Below are 23,197 nucleotides of genomic sequence, written 5' to 3'. Positions count from 1 at the left end.
GCAGAAACAACCTGCCCACACCCAGCTACCAGCCCAAAGCAGCCGCAGAAACCGATCAGAAGATCACTCTCGAACCACCTCGGCGGATCAAGGCTTAGGGAGGGCGTATACAAGGAACGAGCCGTCGTGGACTACTTGCCGTTGCACGTGCACCATGGCGCCGTCCGGATGTGCCCAGTCGATGTCTTCTGGTGACAGGCCGAATATTTCTCCTTGACGAAGGCCCAGGCCGCGACCGCAGTCGACGAGTGCCTTGTAGCGGTCGGGAAGTTCGGCACGGATCTTCTCGGTGTCCTCCCATGTCAGGGTCAGCTCTGCCCGGCCGCCACCTCCTCGCTTCGGCTTGGCGTCCTGCACCGATTTGGCGAGGCATGGATTTTTGGGTATCAGGCTGTCGTCCACGGCCAAGTCAAAGACAGCCCGAAGATTGTCGAAGACCAGGCGCAGCGTGGAACTTTCGAGCAGCCGACGACGGTCGTGCAACCAGTCCAGCAAAGACGACGCGTTCACGTCCTTTACGCGCATCTTCCCAACTGCGGTAGGAACGATGTGTAGGTGAACCCGCTCCCTGTGGCGTCGGTAGGTGCGCGGATTCTTGTGTTCGTGCCCCTTGAGCCACGTAAGGGCGAGTTCACCGACCCTGACCTCTCCGGCGCGAGGGTTGATGTATGACCCGTCGTCCACTCCGGACCGCATTTTGGTCTCGTGCCTGCGGGCTTCGGCCTCGGTGCGGAACAACTCCGTCTGCTGGACATCTTCCCGGTTACGCCAGCGGGCCTGCCACCGCTTCCCGGCCCCGTGATCCCTCGTCGGAACCTTACCGTGCTCCCTACAGGTCGACTCCCCGGATTTCGGGCGTGACTTGTGCCAGCGGTCGTACGGCATGGACTCAACTCCTAGTTTTCAGCGGGCCTTGAAGTTTCTTTGTGGGTTCTCTCGTATCAGGGTCGTCATCGACGACGAGATCGTGTGTCCGTTCATCGCACCCTGAGTGAATGGGATGTTGATCCAGACAAGCTGAAAATGTCAAACGCATTCTTTGGGTCTTCGCGACAAAGGGAGCAGAGTGGTAGGTGGGATCTCACTCAGACGAAACCTCGCTGAGGCGTCGGCGAGGGTTCGACGACCCCTTGCCGAGGGTTCGCTGGTGTCTTTCGAGAGTTCGGAAGAGTCGTAGGAGTTTTGCCGCAAGTTCTTCTATTTGGTCCGGCTGGAATTTCATGTCAATGTTCCGTGCGCCACCACAGCGGACTACCGTTCAGGTGGTTCTTTCCTGCCCGTTCCGAGCCGTTCTGGAGTACCCATGCGTCGAACCACTGCCCGTGCGGTAGAAGCCGCCAGTGGCGCGGGGGGCCGTTGTCCGTTGATGAGTGCTGAGGAACTGGCCGACTTCCTGGGCGTACCGCTGAACACGGTCTACATATGGAATCACCGACACCAGGGTCCGCGAGCCCACAAGGTCGGCCGCTATTTGCGCTACCGCTGGCCGGAGGTGGAGGCATGGCTGGAAGCTCAGGCGGTGGATCGCACGGTCTGATTGGCCGAGTACGCCTGGTGCATTTGTGCCGGCAGGGCGACAGAACCCGGCGTACAGCCCGACTCGTCTGCCGCCACCTGCGGCTTTGCCTCAGAAAGGGCCTCCGACCTGCGTCGGAGGACCTTTCTGAGCTTTCAGGACATTGCCGCGTTAGGCAGCGAAAAGTCCCTCAGGAGTCCCTTGGACTGCGCTGAAAGTCCCTGAAAAGTCCCTGGGGGGAGAGGCCAGGAGCAGTCCTGGCGCCAAGGTGCTCGTGTTGGCGGTGCGGCTATCGAGGGCGGCAATGGCCTGCACGCACGGCGAGCCCTGACCGAGGCACGGATCGGCTCACCCAGCTGATTGCCATCAATCTTCAAGCGAACCGACGTGTCGCTCGGCCGCAGACGTCATACGGCTGAGTCGTGCAGCGGAACCCGGTGTTGAAGGGAGACTCCTACGACTCTGTTGCTCAATTCGTCTGGGCTCGGGGACCGCTGATGTGCGAGGGCGACTTGCCCGGTTCTTGACGTTCTGGTGGTGGGGCTACGGGCACGGGAGGTGCTGACGAACCAGATTCTCAGGAATATGGAGTTGCGGCCTCGGCCCGGCTGACCGAGGCGCTTGGGACCCGTTACCGCGTTGCGGGCCGTTAGCCTGTCGGTATGTCAGAGCGTGTCATGCCCGGTCGCACGGACGGCCTGATCACCCTGGTTGCCGCGGACGCGCTGTGGGTCGATTTGACGGCCGACAGTGCTGTGCCGACGGCTTCTGGGGCATTCACCTGCTTTCCTGCCCGTGCCCGGGTGGGGTACGTCCTGCTCGGCGGCCATATGGTGGCGACGGTGAGGGCGAGCAACGGCCAGTGGAGTGTTCCGGAGGTTGAGGTGCGCCGGGCGGCCGCGGAACTGAACACGGTTGGGATGGATCGGCAGGACCTGGTCCGCATCGGTCCGTTTCGTGGGGCGCCGAGGCAGGAGCGCAACGAGGAAACGCCGCTGCGTTGGCGCCAGCGCATCACGGGGGAACTGCAGGAGCTGGGCGGCCCCGAGCGGGCAGCACGACGTGAAGTCGGCCGGCCGTACCCCCTGGCGGGGATCGACTGGCGACAGATACTCGTGGAGCAGACCCGCGACGGGACGCAGCGCACGTGGTGGCTGCCGCGTGCTGTGGTCAGGCTGCTGGACGCGGCCGAGCACGCCGAAACGCAGTGGGTGCAAGCCGCGCAGACCCGCCAGACAAGCGCAGCCGTCACCGAGCCACCCTCCCACCCCCGCCAGGCCCGAGACGCCGGCGGTCGGCAGAAGACGAGCCCCGAGAGCCCCACCGCCTCACTGCGCCCGTACAACAAAGAGCTGGAAGGCCAGCTGTACTCAGTGCTCAGCAGGAAGCCCGGTACCTCCCGCAGGGTGGCTGGGTGGGCGTGCGCCGTCTGCCGCACTGCGCCCGCCGCAGTCCTCGACCACTGCCACGAACACGGCTACGTCCGCGCCCCCGTCTGCCAGTCCTGCAACACACAGGAACGCCCCGACCACCTGTACAGCAACGACATCCGCGTGGCGAACCGCTACACACGCCTCTTCCACACCGACACCGACGACTGGCTCCGCCACTGGCACCGCTGCCCCGGCTGCCGCGCACGCACCACCCTGCCCCTGCCGCACCTCGCCGCATGGACCGCCCACATAGCCTGCCGATCGCTGCGCCCGACCCACCGCGCCCCCCGCGGGCGCAAGCCCTGCGGTGTCCTGCGCGTGTCCTGGGCGGGCAGTCAGAACGCGCCCCGTTCCTGCCTGCTCACTGTCGCCGTCGACTTCTGCCCCTCCGGCGAGCACCGGGTCCTGGCGCGAGTCACCTACCGCGAAGCCGCCGAGCGGTTTCGTGCCTGGTTGGCCGAGACGGCCCCTGCCGTGGCCGCCGCGGCCGGTCCTGACCGCCTGGACGGCCTCCCTGCTCAGTTCCGGCCAGTCATCGCGGACACCAGCGGCGAGGACCTGGAACTGTTTTGAGCGGGCACCGGGAGACCTGACACCCCACCGTTACCTCGCAGCTGCTGGCCCCCGACACGGTCACCCCGCACGCCCCAGCGAAATGCGCAGCAGAGTCTCCTACCGGCTCAAAGACCGCGACATCGGCCGCACACCGAGCGCGGCAACCGGGTGAACAACTGCACACACGGGGTCAAAAGTCACCGACCCCAAAGGGGTCCAGGTTCAGAGACCGCCGACAGCCACTTCCCGGAAAATCAGAACTCTGCCGGTTCGCTCATCAGAGGGCATCTGGACCAGGGTGCGCAGGCCAAACTTCGTAGCTATGAGTGCGTGCGAGAGGCAGGGATGCTTGGAGCCGCAGCCTCGACAGGATGACGGCAGGCGCTGGATGGCGCAGGGGCGACCTTGACCAAGGTCCGTGGAAGCTGGTCCGCTGGGGGAGTTGGGGCGTCGAACTCGGGGGTAGCTTACGTGCCCAGGTCGGATTTGTGCGTGTTATTCCAGTCCTGCGACGGTGAAGCGAAGGCCGTGAGCTACCGCGGCAATTGTACGGACGGTCGTGTGAGTGAGCCGCCATCGGGACGGTCGCGCCCCGGCTTCGTGGCAGGACATACGCAGTGGCCGTCGCCAACGCAGCCCAGTTGTACGCCGAGGTACGGGTGGCTCGCGTGCCGAGCGAAGGCGCGCTCATGAGAATGAGGCGGGGCATGACCATCGGTGTCGTCGCCGGTGGTGGCGCGGTGACGACCATGCTGGTGGGGCTCGTCACGAATGCCGTGTCCGACCAGTCTCGCTGGCCCTCTTGGTTCGGCTGGATGCAGCGGCATCCTTGGTTGTCGTTCGTCATGCTGGGAGCGGTGCTGGTCGGTCTGACCGGGCTGCTTGCCGCGCTGTCGGACGTCGGGGCACCTGAGAACGGGCCGGGGCCGCTCGTCCGGCCGGACGATTCGTCGGGGCCGCCGGGTGCGGTGTTGGTGCTGCGGTCGTTGCCGCGGGACGCCGCGACCTTCGTCGACCGGACCGCGGAGCTTGAGCGGCTGACGCTGCTGGTGGGCGCTTCGCAGGAGAGTGGTGAGGCGTTGCCGGTCCATGTGATCGATGGGATGCCCGGCGTGGGGAAGACGACGTTCGCCGTGCACGCCGGGCATCTGCTGTCGGAGAGGTTTCCGGACGGGCAGCTCTTCGTGAATCTGAACGGGCACACCACGGGTCGCAGCCCGGTGCAGGCGACCGAGGCGCTGGCCTCTCTGCTGGCGGCCACCGGGGTGCCGACGCAGCAGATCCCTGTCGGGGATGACGTGGGGGCGGTCACGGAGGCGCGGGCTGCCATGTGGCGGAGCCGGCTCGCGGACAAGCGTGCGCTGCTCATCCTCGACAACGCGGCCAGCTATCGGCAGCTGGAACCGCTGCTCCCCGGTGGGGGCGGCTGTCTCGTCCTGGTGACCAGTCGTAAGCGGCTGGCGGCGAACGAGGAGGTGGTTCTGGCCGTGGACGCGCTGCCGCCGGGGCACGCGGTCGACCTTTTCATGCGGCTCAGCGGGCGGCCGGCGGACAGTCTCGACCGGACCGTCCTTGAGGAGCTGGTGGGGCTGTCCGGCAATCTGCCGCTCGGGGTGTCCCTGCTGGCGGCGCGGCTGCGGCACCATCCGTCCTGGAGCGCCGAGGACCTCCGGGAGCGGTTGGTGCAGGCCCGTGACCGGCTGGGGGAGCTGCGCGCCGGTGAGCGTGAGGTCGCCGCGACGTTCGGGCTGTCGTATGCGGATCTGCCCGTGGAGTGGCAGAGGTTCTTTCGGTGTCTCGGGTTCTACCCTGGTGCTGACATCGACGCGTTTGCCGGTGCCGCGCTTGCGTCGGTTTCGGTCGCCGAGGCCAGCCGCTGCCTCGATGCCCTCTACGACGACCACCTGATCGACGAACACCCGGGGAGCAGGTACCGGCTCCACGATCTCTTACGCGACTACGCCCGCGGTCTCGCTGACGAGGGAGGGCACATGGAGCACGTCGAGACTGTTCAGCGTGTGTGCGGTTACTACTTGGCCGTTCTCGCCGTGGCGAACAGGTACATCGTCCGCAGCGGCGCGGTCGCGCCACCAGTGCCGGACGACGTCCTGCAAGTGGAGTCCCCGCCCATGGAATCGCGTACGGCGGCCCTGGGGTGGCTGGAGAACGAGCGGCCCAATGTCCTCACCTGCATCCGGCGGGCGAACAGCCTCGCCCTGTACGACGTCGTGATCCGTCTGGCCGCGGCCATGGCGCCCTTCCTGCGGCAAGCCGGGCCATGGGACCAGGCCGTCGGGCTTCACCGCACGGCCGTCGAGGCCGCTCGGCATACCGGCGACCGGCGCGCGCTCGCCGGCGCGCTGGCCGAACTCGGAGTCGTACGGCGCTTCATGGCCGCGTACCCCGAGGCGGTTGACGCCCTGAACCAGGCGGTGGAACTCTACGACGCCGTCGGCAACCGGCGCGGCAAGGCGGACGCGCTGAACCAGGTGGGTATCGTCTGGTACCTGACCGCGGACAACGACGCCGCGGCCGATGCCCAGACCGAGGCTCTGGCGCTCTATCGACGGCTGGGAGACCGGCTCGGCCAGGCCAACGCGCTCGCCGATCTCGGCATGGTCCGCCGGCAGACGAGCAAATTCGCCGCGGCGGTGGAGGCGCAGTCCGAGGCCCTGTCGATCTACCAGGGCTTGGACGACCGGTACGGGGAGGCCAACTCACTGCGGGATCTGGGCATCGTGCACTGCCTCATGGGCGAGTACGACCTGGCCGCCCAGCGGCAGCGCGAGGCGTTCGATATCTATCGGGCCCTGGATGACCGGACCCATCAGGCCTATGCCCTCAATGAGTTGGGTGTGTTGCGGCGCGTCACCGGCGACCTTGCCGCAGCGCGAGAAGTCCACACCCAGGCGCTGCAGTACTACACCGACCTCGGCGAGCGGTTCGGGCGCGCGAACAGCGTCCGCCATCTCGGTGTGCTCGACCGGATGTCCGGCAACGCGGCGGATGCGAGCCGGTTGCTGGAGGAGGCCCTGGAGACGTACCGGGATTTGGGCAGCCGCGGGGGCGAGGCTGCCTCGCTCGGCGAGCTGGGTGTGGTGCGCGGGATCCTGGGCGAGGACGAAGGCGCAGTCCAAGCGTTCCGGCGGAGCCTGGAGATTCTGCGCCAGCTGGGTGACCGGTGCGGTGAAGCGGAGGTGCTGAACCACTGGGGGACGCTGCTGCGTACCTCCGGGGACCTGGCCGCCGCGCGCGGCCGATACGAGCAGGCGCTGAGTCTGGCCCGGGCCATTCACTGCCCGCTTGAGGAAGCACGGGCGCTGGAGGGGGTCGGCCGCTGTGATTGGACGGTCGATGGCTCCACACAGGCAGGGGAGACTCTGCGTGAAGCGATCAGCGTGTACCGGCAGTTGGGTGCGGGCTCGGCGGCCGACGAGGTTGAGCGGCTGCTGGTATCGCGGGCGGGTTGACCCGGGACCGGCTCCGGTATGTGGCCAGATTCCGTATGCAGCCGTGTGTGATCGCCCTGCTACGTTTCCCGTTGGCCTGTCGCTTCAACCGCCGTCGCACCGTGCCGGCTCTCCGGTACGTCCCTCACGAGGAGCGTTGAATGCCGTCACATACACCCAGCCCCGCGCCACTCGTCACCGCACCCGCTGGCCCGGAGGTTGCGCACACGACGCAGGCCGCCGTGGTCCTTGAACGGGTCGCCGCCCGCGTACAGCAGCGACTGGCAGCTGAGCAGGCTGCGTCGCACCGCCTCTGCGATGGCGGTCACGCGGCTTCGCTCATCTTGCCCGGGACGCTGTGAGCGCTCGCGCTCGATGACACCGCACGAAGATGTCGTGCCCTTTCGGACATTCATCCTCAAGGTCGCGAACCGCTGCAACATCGACTGCGACTACTGCTACGTCTTCAACTCCGGGGACCAGGCGTGGCGGCGTCTGCCTGCCCGCATGAGCGTGGACGTGGCGCGCGCGACCGCCCGTCGGATCGGTGAACACGTCACGGCACATAACCTGCGGACCGTGCATGTCGTGCTCCATGGTGGTGAGCCTTTGCTCGCCGGTCCCCGGCACATGGCCGATCTCCTGAGCGCCGTCCGGGAGGGTGTTCCGGCGGCGACGGCAATCCACTTCGAACTCCAGACCAACGGCACGCTCCTCACGGAGCCGTGGCTGGACCTCTTCGATCAGTACGAGGTGGTCGTGGGCGTCAGCCTCGACGGACCGCCGGACGCGAACGACCGGCACCGTCTGACGCACGCCTTACGGTCGAGCACCGGCTCGGCTGTGCGGGGCATTGAGCTGCTGCGGAGTCGGCCACATCTGTTCGCAGGACTGCTGGCGGTCGTGGACCTGGCGAACGACCCGGTTGAGGTTCACGACTACCTGGCGGCCTTCGGGCCGCCCACGATCGACTTCTGCCTCCCGCACGGGACACACGACGAGCCGCCGCGCCGGAACGACCCCGCCGTCCCCGAGTACGGACAGTGGATGAGCCGCGTGTACGACGCCTGGCTTGCCAGGCCGGAGTATCAGCACAGCGTCCGCATGCTCGAGGACATCGTGGCGCTCAGCTCCGGTGTGCGCGGCTCGGTGGAGACCCTCGGCCTGGCTCCGCCATCGAGCATTGTGATCGAGTCCGATGGCACGGTCGAGGGCGTGGACACCCTCCGTTCCGTCGAGGAGGGGGCCTCCTGGCTGGGGCGCGATGTCTTCAGCCAGTCCTTCGATGACGTCCTTCGTCATCCGAAGCTCCTGCACCGGCGGTACGGCAGAGCTGCGCTGGCCGAGAAGTGCCAGAGCTGTCCGCTGGTGGAGGTGTGTGGCGGGGGCTACCTGCCGCACAGGTTCAGCACCTCCCAGGGCTATCGGAACCCCTCCGTCTACTGCGCCGACCTGGAGTACCTCATCCGCCACGTACAGGATTCCCTGCAACAGCACGGCTGGGACCCGCGTGCGGCATCGGTATCTCCGCCGTAGCTCACGGGGCGTAGCGCCACGACGGGATCACGCGTTGGAGTAGTTGGAGTACATGAGTAATGCGGCCGAAGAACTACGGGAGAAACCGATGACTGTGACGATCCGCCCCGCCGACAAGGCGGACACCCCGGCCCTCGCCGAGCTGATCGAGGAGATCGAGCGGTTCTACGGGTCGACCGAGGTCCAGCCGATCGAGGAGCGCCGATCGCAGGTCGAGGAAGCCTTGTTCGGATCGCTGCCGCTGGCCTCCGCCCTCCTGGTCGAGGACGAGAGCGGCGACATTGTCGGCCTCGCCGCCTACTCGTTCCTCTGGCCGGCGGCAGGCTCCTCCCACTCCCTTTTCCTCAAGGAGCTCTACGTCCGCGACACCCTCCGACGCCAGGGCGTCGGCGCCCGCCTCATGAAAGAGCTCCGCGCCATCGCCGCGGCCCGCTCCGGGTGCAGCCGCGTCGAGTGGATGACGGACCGAGACAACCCGATCGCGCGTGGTTTCTACCGGTCGCTCGGATTCGCAGAGTTCGACGGGAAGATCGTCTACCGGGTCGACACCGGGACAGCGTGAGGGCGAGCGCGAGAGTGAAGGAGGAACGTTGCGATCGGTGTGAGTGCATCATCGGGCTCGGCTGTGGCCGCCCGCCCGACGGTTTTGACCCGGCAGGTCTCGTGGTCGTCGGGGTAAATTCCAAAGTTGCTGTCGGCGATCAGCAGTTCGTTACGGGCGGTCCCCGCCTCGACGAGTGGCTTCATGCGCCGCCCGATGTCGCGAAGTTCGCCGCGGACATGCTCGGCATGCTTCTTGGCGACCTCCTGGAAGTACGACGAGTTCGCCACTCTCGCGCAACTGTGCGCCCAGAGCGCGCAGGACGCAGGATCGGTCGCGGATGAAGGCGGCACTCAGCCGCATGGTGACCAGGTCGAGCGTTTCCCGGTGCGGCGCGGCGAGCACCCCCGGGACGGACCGCGTCATTCCGCACCTGGACGCCGATGTCGCGATCGCCGAGGTGCTGTGGCGGATCACGGGCCGGGCGACCTACCGGCTCACCGCCACCGACCCGCCCGGCACGCGCTACTCGCTCAAGATCCGGGCCAAGCTGCCCGACAGGACGTTTCTCCGCGCAGCGCACGATCGTATTCACCGGCTGACTGCACCGCCGAGTGGCCCGTGAATGCAGCAACTGGCTGTTCTGACCCGGACATTCGCTTCCGCTGACTCGCCGACCCGCCGATTGGTAGCCTCGGGGCGAACGAAGCACGGGGGAGGTGCGCATGGTGCCGCGGTTGGTGTTCGTGCACGGAATAGGCGGACTTCGGGACATCGAAGGTGAACTGGCCACGTGGACACGTTCCTTGGCGGACGGAATGCGCGCAGCCGGCCACGCGGCGCTCGCCGAGCGGCTGACCACCGCGGATGCCGGGCGCTGTTCCTTCGCCTACTACGCCGACCTCTTCTCACCTCCCGAGGCTCAGGGCGGCGGCGAGGCGCGTGCCGAGGGTGATGCGAGCGAGATCCTCGAAGACCTTCTCGTCGAGCTGGTGGCCGCGCTCATGTCCGAGCACTCCGCGAGCAAGGCGCCCCACGACCGTGCCTGGCAGCACCGCGAGAGGATTCTGGCCCACGCGCGCTCCGAAGCCGACACGTCCGGCCAGGCCCAGGGAAGCCTGTCGGTGCTGCGCAGGGCGCTGAACGTGGCGACCACCCTCATGGCGCTCAAGCCTTGGGGCGGTGTCGCACGCTGGGCGACGCCCAAGCTGATGGTCAGGGACCTCGCCCAGGTGTCGCGCTACCTGGCGCGCGGGGAGAAGGACGCATCGGGGCTGACCCTGGACAGTCGCATACGGCACCGTGTGCACGAGGCGCTCGGGGACGCCCCGGCGGTCGTGGTCGCGCACTCTTTGGGGACCGTCGTCGCACTGGAGGCACTGCACGACCAGCGGACGGTCATCCCCCTGCTGGTCACCCTCGGCTCACCGCTCTCGATGCGCACGGTCGTCCGGCCCAGGCTCTTCCCGCAGCCGCCGCGCACGCCCGAGCGCGTCGAACGATGGCTGAACTTCTGGGACAGGGACGACATCATCGCCGTCCGGCCCCTGCTCGAACGCGACGTGCTGCCCAACGCGTCCGGCGTGCTTCCCCGCAGCAGCCGGATCGACTCGGATGGGATCTGGGTCCACTCCGCCGGGAAGTACCTGGCCCAGGCCGCGGTCGCCGGCCCCGTCGCGGAAGCGCTCCTGTCCGCAGCGCGCCGGTCAGCCTCATGAGCGAGGGGCCCCGTCGCCACCTTCTCGTCGTAGCACCTCAGTGCGCATCGATGCAGCACCTCACCCGCCTCAGGGAGGCGGCCTCCGCGCTGCACGCCGCGATGGCCCACGCGGACATGGGCGACTGTGCTCCGGGTCTCCCCGGCGGCCGCTCCCTGATCGTCGACGAGCGGCTGACGAGCAACTGGATCCGGACGCTGATCGGCGAGGCGATCCAGTACGCCGAGGACCGGCGGGCGTCACTGGTCCTCGCCCTGCTGGGGCACGGATTCGTGCCCGGGAATACGAACACGCTCTACCTGATGGGCGCCGACTCCGCGGAGGACGCGACCGAACGGGCGGTCAACGTGGGCGAACTCCTCGCGGCCGCCGCGAACAAGCCCGACATCCCCAGCGTGCTCGGCATCATCGACACCTGCCACGCGGCCGGTGCGATACCCCCGGGGCAGGACCTCACGGCGGGTGCCGGGAACGGGCGCAGCAGGCTCGCTGTACTCATGGCCTCGTCGGTCAGCCAGCCGGCGGTCGACCTCTCGTTCTCCAGGGCGTTCGCCGGCCTGGTACGGGAGGGCGTGCCGGGAGCGGGCCCCCTGCTGGGGGTGGACGACGTCCAGCGTGCGCTGCGCGGCTCCGTCGTCGGACAGGATGTGACGGTCTCCCAGCACGACGGCGATCCCTTCGCGACGGAGCCCATCTGGGTCAGCCGCAACATGCGGGCCCACGACACCGACCCCGGCAGCCTCCTCGGAAAGCTGGCGCACGAAGAGCTCGCCGAGGCGTTCGGCGCCCTCGCCGCCGACGTACCGTCCCTGTGCTTACCGCACGATGTGCAGTCCGGGCTGGACAGCCTGGAGGCACTCAAAGGACTCCTGCCGTCCCCGGCCCGCGACCGGGCCAAGGATGCCGTGCACTCCCTGCTCACCGCGCTACGGACCGTCGGGTTCCTCCGTGACTGGCTCGGCAGCGAGCTGACGACGGCCCGTCTGCGCCAGGCCCTGCGAGTCCTGCTGGCGTCGGAGCACCGGGCACTGGCCTCTCCGGTACCCGACTTCACGGACGTCGCGATCCTGGACCAGCTGGCCTTCGACCACCCGGTGACCCGAAACAACGGCAAACCGTCGGTCGCCGAGTTCGTGGTGCGCCTCGCCCTCGCCTCGGGCAAGGACCTGGCATCCCCGGAACTACACGCATGGGCACGGTCGGTGGACGCGCAGCAGGAACTCAATGACGCCGTGACCAAGGTCCTCGACGACCGGGAGGACCAGCAGCTGAGGCTTGCCGTCAGCCTTGACTCCTCGCTGACCGGCGGATGGCCGGAAGCCGTGAGCGCGTGGCTGCTCCAGGACGGGGAGCTGCTCGAACGGCACGACTTCAGCTGTCCCACGGTGGACCGAGGAGGTGCGGAGGCCGCGATCGAGGCGGCGGCCGTCTGGGCGGAGGACCACGCGGAGGCGCTCGGGCGGCGTCTGAGATGGCTCGATGTCGCCGTGCCGAGCGGTGTACTGCTGGAGTGGCGTCCGGAGGAGGCCGGCGAGGGCCTGCGCTTCGGGGTGCAGTACGACGTCGTGTTGCACTGGAGCCGTCGGCTCGCCCCCGATCCCCTTCTGAGACGGATCCAGGGCGCGGTGAACGACCGGTGGGAGGAGATCGCCGCCTGCACCGGAGTGCCGGTCGACTGGCTGGACGTCTCCGACACGGCCGACCGGCCGCCGTTGCAGGGCAGGTTGCGGGACGGCCTCTACCGGCGGGGCATCGGCCTGATGCATCACACCGGACTCGACGATCAGCTGATGGAGATCCTCCTCTCCTACACCCCGGTGCTGCTGTGGCCCCAGGGAGAGGAGGGCTTTCCCGCCGACCGGCACAGCTGTCTGGAGCCGCAGTGGCTGACCATGCCGGAAGGGCTCGGCCACGCCTACCAGCGGCGATGGCGCGGCGAGTACGCCGGTCACTTCGCAGATCTCCGCGCGGTCTGGGACGACCGCGAGTGGCTGAGGTTCTGCCGACTCGTGAGGACCACCGTTCCCCCTGTCCAGAACACGATCAAGGAAGCCTTATGACGTGGAATCCGTACTACCGGGGCGACGGCGTGGAGAGGCAGGAGACCCGTCTGCCCGACCCGCCGCCGTGGAGGACCTTTCCTCGCGTGTCGTCCGCCGGGCTGTTCCAGCCGCCGGAAGGACTCGTCGGCGCAGTCAATGCCGCCCTCGCCCTGCGCCGGCCCCTGCTGATCACGGGCAGTCCGGGCACGGGCAAATCCACCGTGATCGAACAGGTGGCGGCAGAGCTTGCGCTGGGACCCGTACTGCGCTGGCATGTGACCTCGCGCAGCACGCTGGGCGACGCGCTGTACCACTACGACGCTCTCGGGCGCATCCACGCCCACCGGTTGCAGCAGGAGAGGACGCGCGCCGGTGAGCCGGAGACCGGCACCGACGACATCGCGGCATTCATGACCCTGGGGCCCCTGGGCACGGCGTTGCTGCCGTCGGACCGGCCGCGTGCGCTCCTCATCGACGAGATCGACAAAGCCGATCTCGATCTTCCCGGGGATCTGCTCGACGTCCTGGAGCGCGGCGAATTCCGCATCGAGGAACTGCGCCGTGAAGGGCAGGAGCTCGCCCACCTGCGCATGTCCGGTGAGGATGCGAAGCATCCCGTGTACGGCGGCCACGTGCAGTGCACCGAATTCCCCTTCATCGTGATGACGAGCAATGGGGAGCAGGAGTTGCCCGCACCGTTCCTGCGGCGGTGCCTGCGCTACACGATGCCCCGCCCTACGCCGGAGCTCATCCGGGAAGTCGTGCGCAGGCACCTGCAGCTCGACGTACCCGAGTCGGGTCCGCTGGCCGATCTCGTCGACAACTACGTGCGCCGGGTGGGCGACGGTGAACGTGTCGCGATCGATCAACTGCTCAGTACGCTCCATCTGCTGGACGGGCCGGCGAAGATGGAGGCATCGGAGCGCAGCGGACTCATCGGACTGCTGATGAAGAACCTGTCCGGTGCCTGACCGAGCCGGGGGGCTGGGCGCCGTCGTCGACTCACTGCTCGGTCTGGACAGAGACCTCGACGCGGTGTCGATCGCCGAGATCCTCTGGCTCGCGGCCCAGGACGACAGGCCCTCGCCGAGCGACGGGACGGAGGCCGATGACACCGGGCGGCAGGTGGACTCGCACGCCCGTGCGGCGACCACCGGGCAGCCGGCGGAGACGGGCGAGGCCGCACAGCGGAGACTGCTGCACACACCCTGGGAGGACGGTACGCGCGGCCCGGGAGCGATCGAGATCTCGCTGCCCCGGAACGCTACGCTGCCGCGCGGCAGGGAGCTGGCGCGGGCACTGAAGCCGCTGAAGCGACCGTGGTCGCGGGGCCGCCGACAGCGACTCGACATCCCGGCAACGGTGGCCGACTACGTGCGCGTCGGTGAGCTCACGCCGGTGTTCTCGGACGAACCGGAGCGCTGGTTCGACGCGACCGTGGTGATCGACCGGTCACCCACCATGGCGGTGTGGGCCGGCACGGCGGACGAACTGGTGCGTCTCCTGGCCCGTACCGGTGTGTTCCGCACCCTGCGGGTCCGCGAGCTCTACGCGGACGGATCCCCGGAGAGCACACCGACCCTGCACGGCCCCCTGGGACAGCGCGTCGTGGAGGCGGGCGGGAGAGCCGCCCAGCCGCGACGGCTCATGCTCGTCTTCTCCGACTGGGCGTACGCCGCGTGGCGCGACGGCTCGCAGTGGAACCAGCTCCGTACGTGGGCTGCCGCCATGCCCACCGTCCTTCTCAACCCGTTGCCGTCGAAGATCTGGCGACAGGCAGGCATGAGCCTTCCTGCCGTCCGCGTGGTCTCGCCCGGGACGCCCGGCGTGAACAATGCTCAGCTCCGGTTCGCCACGACACTTCTGATGAACCAGGCTTTTCCCGGTACCACCGACCGCGACTGGCTGCCGGTACCCGTGAACTCCCTGTCCCCCCATGCCGTCGGCAGCTGGGCACGCACCCTCATGCTCTCGGATCCCGCCGGCTGCGAAGCCCTTCTCCTGCCCGCGCCGGGTCTCGTCGACCACATGGTGGAACCGGACGAGGATGAACTGCGCAGCGGCCGGTCCCTGACGGATGCCTACCTGCACCGCGCCTCTCTGGCCGCGGTCCGCCTGGCGGTGCTGTGCTCGCTGTACCCGCAGGTGAGCGTCGACATGCTCCGGGCCGTTCAGCAGAGCCTGGTCCCGGAAGCAACGCCCGCCGACCTGGCCGAGTTCGTCGTCGGCGGTCTCGTCACCGTCACCGAGGCCGCTCAGGCGGGCGGCCATCCCGTACTGCGGTTCAGAGAGGGTGCGCGCGAGCAGCTCATGCCCAGGCTCGGTGCCCGGGACGCCCGGCGTCTGCACAGCGCCGTGGACCGGTTCATGGAGAGCAACTCCGCCTCGCCCACACGATTCCCGGCCGCCGTGTCCGGATCTGGGGCCGCCGGGGTTCCGGTGGACCCCGAACCCTTCGCCGAGGTGTCGGCCGGTGTCCTGCCGGCGTTGGGCCTCCCGGCCGAATCGCCCGCCCCGGCCGACCTCACGGACACCGCACCGACGCCTGAGACCGGCAGTGCCGAATCCCCGGTGGAACCGGTACCCGAACCCGGCCCTGCGGCGGCCGAGGAGCCGGGGGACCTTGCCCCCACTGCGCCGGTCCCGCGCAGAGGGGGCACCGACCGCACGGCGCCCCCGTACTTCTTCCTGAGCTACGCACATACCCCTGGGTACGGCGGTGGAACGGACCCAGACATGTGGGTCGAACGGCTTTTCCAAGATCTGTGCGGTCACGTGATGGCCATGGTCGACCTGCCCGCGGACACCCCCGTCGGGTTCATGGACCGGGAGATACGTTCCGGCGAGGGCTGGTCGGAGCGGTTGGGCGATGCGCTGGCCGGCTGCCGGGTCTTCGTGCCGCTGTTCTCGCCGCGCTACTTCGCCAGCGAGATGTGCGGCAAGGAGTGGTACACCTTCGAACAGCGGGCCATCCATCATCGCGCGCGTTCGAATCAGCCTGCGGAGGCGATCGTCCCCGCGCTCTGGGTACCGGTGCCCCCCAGCCAACTTCCGGGACCAGCCGAGCGGTTGCAGTTCAACCACGGCGACTTAGGAGACCGCTACGGCAGTGACGGGCTTTACGGGCTGATCAAGCTCCGGCTCTTCGCCCAGGAGTACGAGCGGGCCGTCTACGAACTGGCGAAGCGCATAGTCAGCGTTGCCGATACCGTGCGGCTCGACCCCGGCAGACTGGTCGACTACCGCCTCGTTCCCAGTGCCTTCGGACCCGCGAGCAGCGAGGATGACGGGCCCAGGCCGCTGCGGATCACTGTGGTCGCGCCCACCCGCCACGATCTGCCCGAGGGACGCAACCCGGAGTACTACGGCGACAGCGCGAAGGACTGGAACCCCTACTACCCCCACTCTGTCCGACCTCTGGCCCAGGTCGCAGCAGAGCTGGCGCAGTCCCTCGATTACCAGGTCTTTATCACCTCGTTCGACGAAGAGTCTGGACGTTCGGGAGAAGAGTGGCCGCCCAGCAGCCCAGAGATTCTCCTCGTCGACCGCTGGGCTCTTCAGGACGAGAGCCGGAGGCGCAGACTCGCCGCTCTCGACTCGGAGAACCGGCCCTGGTCGACCATTGTCGTGCCCTGGAACCGGGAGGATCGCCAGAGCAGAGCCGCCGAGGTCGAACTGAAGGAGAGGCTCGAACAGACGATGCCGACCAAGGTGCGACCGGGACGGACTTCCGTCCGCGCCGCGGCCAGGGGTGTACCCACCATGGAGGCGTTCGGACAGATCCTTCCGCAGGCGGTTGAGGTGGTCGCTCAGCAGTACCTGAGGCATGCGTCGGTCGATCCACCGGCGGGCGGGGGTTAGAGCGACACGTTCCGGGTGATGGACCGCGGCACTCCCTGATCGTTTCGAGGACGCCCCACCGCCGGTATGCCTCGGCGGCGGCGCGAGGTGATCGGTGCGCGGCCACCCCTGCACGGCGAACCTTGTCGCGTTAGGCAGCGAAAAGTCCCTCGGAAGTCCCCCGGGCAGGTGTCCGTTCCCAGCGAAGATGAGCAGTCCCTCTGGATCTGACCGGCAGTGTGATCATGTCCCACCAAAACTGCAGCGCTGGCTGTCTAGGTACGCATCCTCTTTGACCCAGGTCAGCACACCTATCGCGAGTGCAAGCAAGTTGGGCAAGTACGGCTTGGCATGCCCAGGAAGGCCACCCATCCCTGTGCACCGTCGGCGATGCTCATGCCGTGCGAGAAGCCCCGGAACCACATGGGCACAGAGCGCGTTCCTTAAGGCAGACGAAGGCGTGGCGAGATCGTACGAATGGGCGGGTCTCCGTTCTGGCGGCCCAGCGGGAGGACCGGCATGACGCAGGCGTGGAAGATCACAGTCATCGTGCTGGCGGTGGTGGGCATTGTCTCCACGCCGCTGCTCTGGCTGCTAGACGGCCCCAACGCGGGAGCGCTGGCCGGCGCCTCCATCCAGGCCGCCGTCGCCATCGCGGCTCTGGTTTGGGCCCTGTTCCAGCACCCGTCCCCGGCTGGCCACACAGATAGGGCCAGCCGGACCGGGAAAGCCACTGGCGGCGGCGTTACCGGCATCAGACGGCCGGGCGGCCGGGGGCATGGCGCGGCCACAGCCGAGCGTACGGGAGAGGCCAGCGGCAAGAACTCCGTCTCTGGCATCGACTACTCGAACTAGGACCCGCGCACCCATGGCGAAACCATCATCAGGCAAAGCGCGGGACGAGAAACCCGAGCCATCGATATCCGTGACGGACACCGGCAACGCCCAGGCCACGAGCGAAGGCACGGCCGTGACCGGCTACCGCGGCCCGGCGCCGGAAGCCGCCCACACTCCTCACGCCGCGGTACACCTGTCCCATACCGGGCAAGCGACTGCCGCCGGGGGCGGAATCGCCAACACCGGTTACATGTACATCGACACTCTGATACAGGGGGCCACGGAGACCGATCCCTGGATGAAACCCGACGACTACCTCCGTCAGGTGAACAAGGGTTCCGTCTACACGCACCGTTGGCAACTCGTCGGACGCGCGCAGACGGTGGCCAGCCTTGTACCGTTCGCCAGGAACGAGCAAGGACGCGTCACACTCCTCGTCGGCCGGGGCGGGGCCGGGAAGACGAAGATCCTAACGTCCCTGTGCGAAGCGCTGCGCGACGCAGAGCCCGCCATCGAAGTAAGGGTGCTCGGCTTTGACTCCGCCATCGGCCCAGGCGCGTTCAGGCAACTGCCGAGCACAGGAACGCTGCTAGTGATCGTGGACGACGCACACGACGCCGCCCTCCCTCTGGAAAAGATCGTCTCCGGGGTCCGCAGCGTCAACGCTTCCGCCAACGTGCTGCTCGCCCTGCGGCCCTACGGCATGACCCACGCCCGCCGCGCCCTGGCTAGGGCCGGCCTACACGTGAGCGAGGCCACTAAGGTCGAGATTGGGGACCTGGAGTTCGACGACGCCCTCTCCCTGGCCAGCGAGATTCTGGACGAAGCGGTACGGCTCCACGCACCGAGGCTCGCTGCAGCGGCACGGGATTGCCCGCTGCTGATCGTCACCGGCGCGGCGCTGATCAACAACGGCGCCCTGAATCCGCGGAGATTCGAGGGCGACGAGCAACTGCATCTGGAACTCACGGACCGGCTCGCCGAGGCTCTGACCGCTGATCCGGTATCCGGCCAGGTACCTCAGGAACTGCTCTCCGCGCTCGCGTCGTTCCAGCCTGTACGCCTCGCGGAACCGGAGGTCCGCGTGTCATTGGAAGCCCTTACCGGCTTGCCGTTCGACCTCTGCGCGCAGCATCTGGCGACCCTTGAGGAGGCCGGGGTGGTGCTGAGCTACGGCACCGCGGTGCGCTTGGTTCCGGACCTATTGGGCGATGCCCTGCTCGTCAAAGCGGCGCGGCACTCAGGCACAGGCCTCCCCACGGGCTACCTCGCCAGAGCCATGGAAGCCGGCCAGGGCAGCGCGCTGGCCAACCTAGTGGTGAACACCGGCCGTGTGGACTGGCAACAGCAGCAACAGGGCACCGGCACCGGCGGACTGATCGAGCCCCTGTGGGAGCAGATCGCTGCAGCGTTCCGCGCCGCGGACGCACAGGCGCGGGTAAGCCTGCTGGAGATCGTGGCGAAGATCGCCTTCTTCCAACCACGACGCGCCCTCGACCTAGCCACGTGGGCCGTGGACAACCCCTGCGACCCTGTCACGGCAGACGTCGGGCTCGGATTCACCCGCACGTGGACTGACACAGAAGTACGCCACGCCGTGGCCCCTGTCCTCCAAGCCGTCGCCCATCATCCGGAGTTCCTGCCGCAGGCGGCCACCCTTCTTTGGAACCTAGGGCGCGACGACCAACGCGGCCTGCCTCAACACCCCTCGCATCCCCTGCGGATTCTGGCGGAACTGGCCGAATACACCCGCTGGGGACCAACCAAGTACCAGCAGATACTCATCAGCCAGGTCGAGCGCTGGCTGAGCCGCGCCCCTGCCACTCCGTCCGTCCACCAGCCACTGAGCGTGCTCGCCCCGCTGTTGGCCACAGAGGGTCATGACGAGGTGTGGACACCCACCACCTGGACCCTTACCTTCCGCCCCTACGCGCTGCCCCCCACCCCGGAAGTCCTGGACATGCGTGGCGCGGCATTGGACCTGGCATTCAAGGAGCTGGGACACCCGCAGCTCGAACGAGCCTCGGAGGCTCGTTCTCTGATCGGCAACGCCCTCAGCCTGCCACATGGCAATTTTGGCCTGACGGTGACGGACACCATGCGCCAGATGTGGATCCCGCACCTCGCAATTACCGTCGATCGGCTGCATAGCTACATCGTCGAGCACACCCTGCCACCGGCGGTTCTGGTCGCCGTGCGCACCGAGCTGCGCTGGCTTGCGCAATATGGCCCCGACGGCCTTCGCCGCCCCGCTGAGGATCTGTTGAGCGCGATTCCCACCTCACCGGACAACGAGCTGTCCCGAGCGCTGCACGGCGGCCCGGCCGACCCGGCCTTGTACTCCGGCGTCTCGGATTGGCGTGCGGCACAAGACGCTCTGTTCAGCGACGTGATGGCCGCTTTCGCTGACTGGGCAGACAACGGGATCGCCGCGCACGTCGATGCTTTGCTCAGCGAGAACGACAGGGTCTTCGGCACGGATAGCGGACGCGCCCGGCCATTCATCTGGACGCTGGTCACCCACCGCCCGTCCGTCGGCGAAGCCATCTGCGAGCAGGCCATGGCTGCGCCGGAGGGTTCGCTGGCGTCGCTGGTGTCGGTCACCCTCGCTGCGATGGGGCATGCTGCTGGCGACCTCGCGGTCCACTGGGGCCGGACGCTCAAGGAATACGAGAAGACCGCCCTCACCCGGGAAGTGGCGCACGCCTTTGGCATCCAGCGCGGGCGCGGCGATCTGCTTGATGGCGAGGGGGACCTACTGCGGGAACTCGCCGCCCACGGGGACAGCATCGTGCGTAGGGCCGCTCTCGGCGCCGTGCCTGCCATCGCCGCGCAGCACAAGGATCTGGCCGTTGAACTGCTCACCGCATCGCCCGCCGCAGAGACAGCGGACTTCGAGGCGTTCGCCCTGGCCATAGCAGGTCCCCCGTTTAGCGCGCTGTCGTGGTCGGATCTCTCTAGGAACCAGCAGAGGGCATTCCTCGTCGCCCTGGCCGCAGCACCGTCCATCGACGGCTACGAGATCGGCCGGTTCCTCGCAGAGCTCACCCGCACCGAACCCCTTGCCGTCATTGAACTGCTCGAAGCCAGGCTGGAGTCCTTGCCATACCAAGAGACGAGCGGGCACTCCCCCCTGCCTTTCCGCTGGCATGTGACACCGCCGTTCCGCGATCACGACGACTTCCCAGACCTGCTGCGACAGATCCGTGACTGGATCGCCGCCGATCCATCCGCCCGCCGGCGCTTCTTGGGGACACACCTCTTCAAGCTTGTAGCCGGGCCCTACGATGCCCGGGTCACTGACGTGATCGACGAGTATCTCGACGACAGCGACCCCGTGAAGATCAAGGTCGTCGCGGCGATGCTGTCCAAGGCCCACCGGACGCTCGTCTGGGACGTCGAGTTCGTTCGCCGCTGTCTGCGTGCCGCAGACCGCCACGGAGAGGCCAGCCTGAAGAAAATGAGGGTCGCTCTGTACAACGCCAGCAACAACGGAATGCGCTCCGGGACACCCGGCCAGCCCTACCCTGAGGATGTCGAGGAACACGCGAAGGCCACTGAGCTAGCCGACGGATGCGCCAAGGGCAGCGTCGAGGAACAGTTCTACCGCGACCTCGCGGACTCTGCCCTGCACCGTATACAGGACGTGACAGACGAGCTCCCTCCGGACGGCCGCGATTGGTGAGGGCCGAGTGAGCAATAAGGCCGACACCCACGGTGCCCTTGAGCCCTGGCTACGCTCCCGCCATGAATGCAGAAGAACATGCGAGACACGACGAGTTCGAACGTCGGCAATGGAATTTTGCATTGGGTCGTCGGGGCCCCACCCTCCCAACTTCATCGGACCAGGTCGCCAACTGACGCTTCATTCTCCCAAAGGGCCGGCGGCCTCTATGCGACAGCTGTGCTGGCCGGCCCGCTCCGGAGGTTCACTCGAATGACGGGTTTAGTCCCGTCCGGACCTCTCAGTCCCTATGGAACTGCACAGTGGCCGTCATGGAGCTTCGCGTGCTGGAAGGGGAAACACCGTTGACCGGGCTCTGGCCCGTAATCGGTGGTAGCGCCGTGTAGTGATCACTGGAGGAGGACGCGGTGGCGGAGCAGGGGGAACCCGGCTCGGCCGTGCATCTGTCTCATGATCCGTTTGGTTCGGGTGTTGACGCCCTCGGTGCGGCCGTTGTGGTAGGGGTGGGTGAGGCCGGCGTCGACGGCGGCACGGTCGAGTTCGAGGCCGTTCGCGAAGGAGTGGAGGTGGGGCAGGTCGGCGGCGCGAACGGTGGTGATCCAGTCGGTGAGCTTGGCGTCGTTGCTCTCCGTTGGGGTCAGCAGTTGGGCGAACTCACCGGTGAGGTAAGCGAGTTCGGTCATTTCGGGGCAGGCTGCGGTGAGTTCCCGCAGTAGTGCGGTGTCCTTGTCGCGCAGGTTCTCGGGGCGGGTGAGTAGGAGGCGGGCGAAGCGCTGCGGGGTGGTGACCGGCTTGTCACCCTCGGCGCGGCCTTGGGTGAGGTATCGGACCAGGAGGTTGGCGCTGCCGGTGTAGCCCAGCTCCTTGATCTCGCGCAGGAGGTGGGTGACGGGCACAGCGGGGTCTTCGCTTCGGCGCCGGCGCAGGTGGTCGCGGTAGGGGTCGACGAGTGTGGGCTTGTAGCGGGGTGCGCGGCGGTTGCCGGTGGGCTCCTTCATGCGGGCGTACCGCTTGACGGTGTTCAGGGCGACATCGAGGCGGCGGGCGCATTCGAGGAGGCCGACGCCCTGGCCGAGCAGATGGTGGACGCGCTGCCATCGCTCGCGGGTGGTCTGCTCGAGTACGCCCCGGGTCGGATGGGGTTCACGGCGGTGGCCCAGCAGGCGGCGTGGGAGCGGACTTCGGCCAGGACCTTGCCGCACAGGTTGGACCAGAGGTGCCACCTGTCGCTGACCTGTACCGCTTCGGGGAGGGCTTGGCGGATCGCTTCGGCGTAGGTGGCGGAGCCGTCGCGGCAGACGTACTGGGCCCCGGGGTGCTCGCGCAGCCACGTGGTCAGGGTCTGGGCGGTGCGGTCGGGCAGGACGTCGATCCGCTCGCCGGTCTCGGCGTCGATGATCACGGTGGCGTAGCGGTGCCGGCGTTTGAGTGCGAAGTCGTCGACGCCGAGCACGCGCGGGACGCGCATCGGTATCACCGCCTGGCGCATGAGCATGCGCAGGGCGGTCGAGCGGGAGATCGCGCAGGCCAGAACGCGGCAGAGGCGGGCGCCCGCCCGGCCCGCTAACTCCCTGACCACGGAGTTCAGTTGGTTGGTCAGGCGGTTGGTGCGGCGCTGGTAGCGCTCTACGACGCCGGGAACCTGCTCGCGGAACGTCTGCCGCGGGCAGTCGAGAACCGGGCACACCAGGCGGCGGACCCGCACCGAGACGACGATCCGCCGTCCGTCCACCGGCACGTCCGCGAGCACCCGCCCATGAAACCCGTGCACCCGCGCTGTTCGCGTCCCGCACGCGGGGCACGGCACCGGATCGTCCCGGGTCCGCGCCGACACCCGGATGACCTCACCCTCGCCCGTCACCCCCTCGCTGACCAGGGCCGACAACCCGGAAAACACCACCGCCACAAGCTCATTGACATTGCGCACACCATGCCAACGACAACCGTCACCCTTCCCTACGTTCTTCTGTGGGACCGGGCGAGCCCTTCGTATGGTTGGCCTTCCCAGGGACGTCGGGTGTGGCTTTCAACCTTCTGCCGACTGT

At 67.9% G+C, this 23,197-nt stretch carries 14 protein-coding genes and 2 pseudogenes; 13 read left to right on the top strand and 3 right to left on the bottom strand.

The genetic code is table 11. From position 1 onward, the window contains the following. Nucleotides 1-87: 87 nt before the first annotated feature. On the bottom strand, nucleotides 88-885 hold the full coding sequence (locus ABZ826_RS35640) for a hypothetical protein (RefSeq protein ID WP_361458126.1): 798 nt from the start codon (nucleotides 883-885) through the stop codon (nucleotides 88-90). A gap of 481 nt (nucleotides 886-1,366) precedes the next feature. Between ABZ826_RS35640 and ABZ826_RS35635 the strand changes: the two genes are divergently transcribed. The 6 genes from ABZ826_RS35635 to haaN all read left to right on the top strand — a co-directional run bounded on the left by ABZ826_RS35635 (nucleotide 1,367) and on the right by haaN (nucleotide 9,051). Continuing rightward, nucleotides 1,367-1,537, top strand: coding sequence for a helix-turn-helix domain-containing protein (locus ABZ826_RS35635; protein WP_319069705.1), 171 nt, complete (start codon nucleotides 1,367-1,369; stop codon nucleotides 1,535-1,537). Nucleotides 1,538-2,178: 641 nt separating this feature from the next. After that, a complete protein-coding gene (locus tag ABZ826_RS35630; protein WP_361458123.1) occupies nucleotides 2,179-3,522 on the top strand; it encodes an endonuclease domain-containing protein in 1,344 nt (447 codons plus the stop codon). Between the two features lie 689 nt (nucleotides 3,523-4,211). After that, nucleotides 4,212-6,974 (top strand): cyclophane-containing RiPP biosynthesis TPR protein HaaT, encoded by a 2,763-nt coding sequence (gene haaT / locus ABZ826_RS35625; RefSeq protein WP_361458120.1) that lies wholly within the window; start codon nucleotides 4,212-4,214, stop codon nucleotides 6,972-6,974. A gap of 140 nt (nucleotides 6,975-7,114) precedes the next feature. After that, nucleotides 7,115-7,315 carry a HaaA family cyclophane-containing RiPP peptide gene (gene haaA, locus ABZ826_RS35620; RefSeq protein ID WP_361458117.1) on the top strand — a complete coding sequence of 67 codons (201 nt, stop codon included), beginning with the start codon at nucleotides 7,115-7,117 and terminating at the stop codon, nucleotides 7,313-7,315. Between the two features lie 34 nt (nucleotides 7,316-7,349). Continuing rightward, nucleotides 7,350-8,489 carry an FxsB family cyclophane-forming radical SAM/SPASM peptide maturase gene (locus tag ABZ826_RS35615; RefSeq protein WP_361458114.1) on the top strand — a complete coding sequence of 380 codons (1,140 nt, stop codon included), beginning with the start codon at nucleotides 7,350-7,352 and terminating at the stop codon, nucleotides 8,487-8,489. Nucleotides 8,490-8,577: 88 nt separating this feature from the next. Further along, nucleotides 8,578-9,051: a cyclophane-containing RiPP N-acetyltransferase HaaN gene (gene haaN / locus ABZ826_RS35610; RefSeq protein WP_361458111.1), complete on the top strand. Its 474-nt coding sequence runs from the start codon at nucleotides 8,578-8,580 to the stop codon at nucleotides 9,049-9,051. Here the strand turns inward: haaN and ABZ826_RS35605 are convergent. After that, nucleotides 9,024-9,320: a hypothetical protein gene (locus tag ABZ826_RS35605; RefSeq protein ID WP_361458108.1), complete on the bottom strand. Its 297-nt coding sequence runs from the start codon at nucleotides 9,318-9,320 to the stop codon at nucleotides 9,024-9,026. The genes haaN and ABZ826_RS35605 overlap by 28 nt on opposite strands. A gap of 188 nt (nucleotides 9,321-9,508) precedes the next feature. On the opposite strand from ABZ826_RS35605, the pseudogene ABZ826_RS35600 reads away from it, so the two are divergent. The 7 genes and pseudogenes from ABZ826_RS35600 to ABZ826_RS35570 form a co-directional block, all read left to right on the top strand. Continuing rightward, a pseudogene (locus tag ABZ826_RS35600) lies at nucleotides 9,509-9,632 on the top strand (hydrolase); the annotation flags it as partial. A gap of 123 nt (nucleotides 9,633-9,755) precedes the next feature. Then, complete coding sequence (locus ABZ826_RS35595; RefSeq protein WP_361458105.1) at nucleotides 9,756-10,748, top strand: hypothetical protein; 993 nt, start codon at nucleotides 9,756-9,758, stop codon at nucleotides 10,746-10,748. A gap of 50 nt (nucleotides 10,749-10,798) precedes the next feature. Next, nucleotides 10,799-12,808 carry a hypothetical protein gene (locus ABZ826_RS35590; protein ID WP_361458102.1) on the top strand — a complete coding sequence of 670 codons (2,010 nt, stop codon included), beginning with the start codon at nucleotides 10,799-10,801 and terminating at the stop codon, nucleotides 12,806-12,808. After that, nucleotides 12,805-13,761 carry an AAA family ATPase gene (locus ABZ826_RS35585; RefSeq protein WP_361458099.1) on the top strand — a complete coding sequence of 319 codons (957 nt, stop codon included), beginning with the start codon at nucleotides 12,805-12,807 and terminating at the stop codon, nucleotides 13,759-13,761. The genes ABZ826_RS35590 and ABZ826_RS35585 overlap by 4 nt, the downstream gene beginning before the upstream one ends. Further along, nucleotides 13,754-16,651 carry a TIR-like protein FxsC gene (locus tag ABZ826_RS35580; RefSeq protein WP_361458096.1) on the top strand — a complete coding sequence of 966 codons (2,898 nt, stop codon included), beginning with the start codon at nucleotides 13,754-13,756 and terminating at the stop codon, nucleotides 16,649-16,651. Before ABZ826_RS35585 ends, ABZ826_RS35580 begins: the two co-directional genes overlap by 8 nt. Nucleotides 16,652-17,149: 498 nt before the next feature. Then, the gene (locus tag ABZ826_RS35575) at nucleotides 17,150-17,485 is read left to right on the top strand and encodes a hypothetical protein (RefSeq protein ID WP_361458093.1); all 336 of its coding nucleotides are present in this window, start codon (nucleotides 17,150-17,152) and stop codon (nucleotides 17,483-17,485) included. A 13-nt stretch (nucleotides 17,486-17,498) separates the two neighbouring features. After that, on the top strand, nucleotides 17,499-21,152 hold the full coding sequence (locus ABZ826_RS35570) for a hypothetical protein (RefSeq protein ID WP_361458090.1): 3,654 nt from the start codon (nucleotides 17,499-17,501) through the stop codon (nucleotides 21,150-21,152). A 389-nt stretch (nucleotides 21,153-21,541) separates the two neighbouring features. On the opposite strand, the pseudogene ABZ826_RS35565 reads toward ABZ826_RS35570, so the two are convergent. Next, nucleotides 21,542-23,049, bottom strand: a pseudogene (locus tag ABZ826_RS35565) (ISL3 family transposase). Nucleotides 23,050-23,197 lie beyond the last annotated feature (148 nt).

It is taken from the genome of Streptomyces sp. NPDC047515, from assembly GCF_040643055.1.
Taxonomy (GTDB): Bacteria; Actinomycetota; Actinomycetes; order Streptomycetales; family Streptomycetaceae; genus Streptomyces.
This window is presented reverse-complemented; position numbering and strand designations above follow the sequence as displayed.

Coding starts and splice junctions, on each gene's coding strand:
- ABZ826_RS35640 (WP_361458126.1), bottom strand. CDS start 885: ATGCCGTACGACCGCTGGCACAAGTCACGCCCGAAATCCGGGGAGTCG.
- ABZ826_RS35635 (WP_319069705.1), top strand. CDS start 1,367: ATGAGTGCTGAGGAACTGGCCGACTTCCTGGGCGTACCGCTGAACACG.
- ABZ826_RS35630 (WP_361458123.1), top strand. CDS start 2,179: ATGTCAGAGCGTGTCATGCCCGGTCGCACGGACGGCCTGATCACCCTG.
- haaT (WP_361458120.1), top strand. CDS start 4,212: ATGACCATCGGTGTCGTCGCCGGTGGTGGCGCGGTGACGACCATGCTG.
- haaA (WP_361458117.1), top strand. CDS start 7,115: ATGCCGTCACATACACCCAGCCCCGCGCCACTCGTCACCGCACCCGCT.
- haaN (WP_361458111.1), top strand. CDS start 8,578: ATGACTGTGACGATCCGCCCCGCCGACAAGGCGGACACCCCGGCCCTC.
- ABZ826_RS35595 (WP_361458105.1), top strand. CDS start 9,756: ATGGTGCCGCGGTTGGTGTTCGTGCACGGAATAGGCGGACTTCGGGAC.
- ABZ826_RS35590 (WP_361458102.1), top strand. CDS start 10,799: ATGCAGCACCTCACCCGCCTCAGGGAGGCGGCCTCCGCGCTGCACGCC.
- ABZ826_RS35585 (WP_361458099.1), top strand. CDS start 12,805: ATGACGTGGAATCCGTACTACCGGGGCGACGGCGTGGAGAGGCAGGAG.
- ABZ826_RS35575 (WP_361458093.1), top strand. CDS start 17,150: ATGACGCAGGCGTGGAAGATCACAGTCATCGTGCTGGCGGTGGTGGGC.
- ABZ826_RS35570 (WP_361458090.1), top strand. CDS start 17,499: ATGGCGAAACCATCATCAGGCAAAGCGCGGGACGAGAAACCCGAGCCA.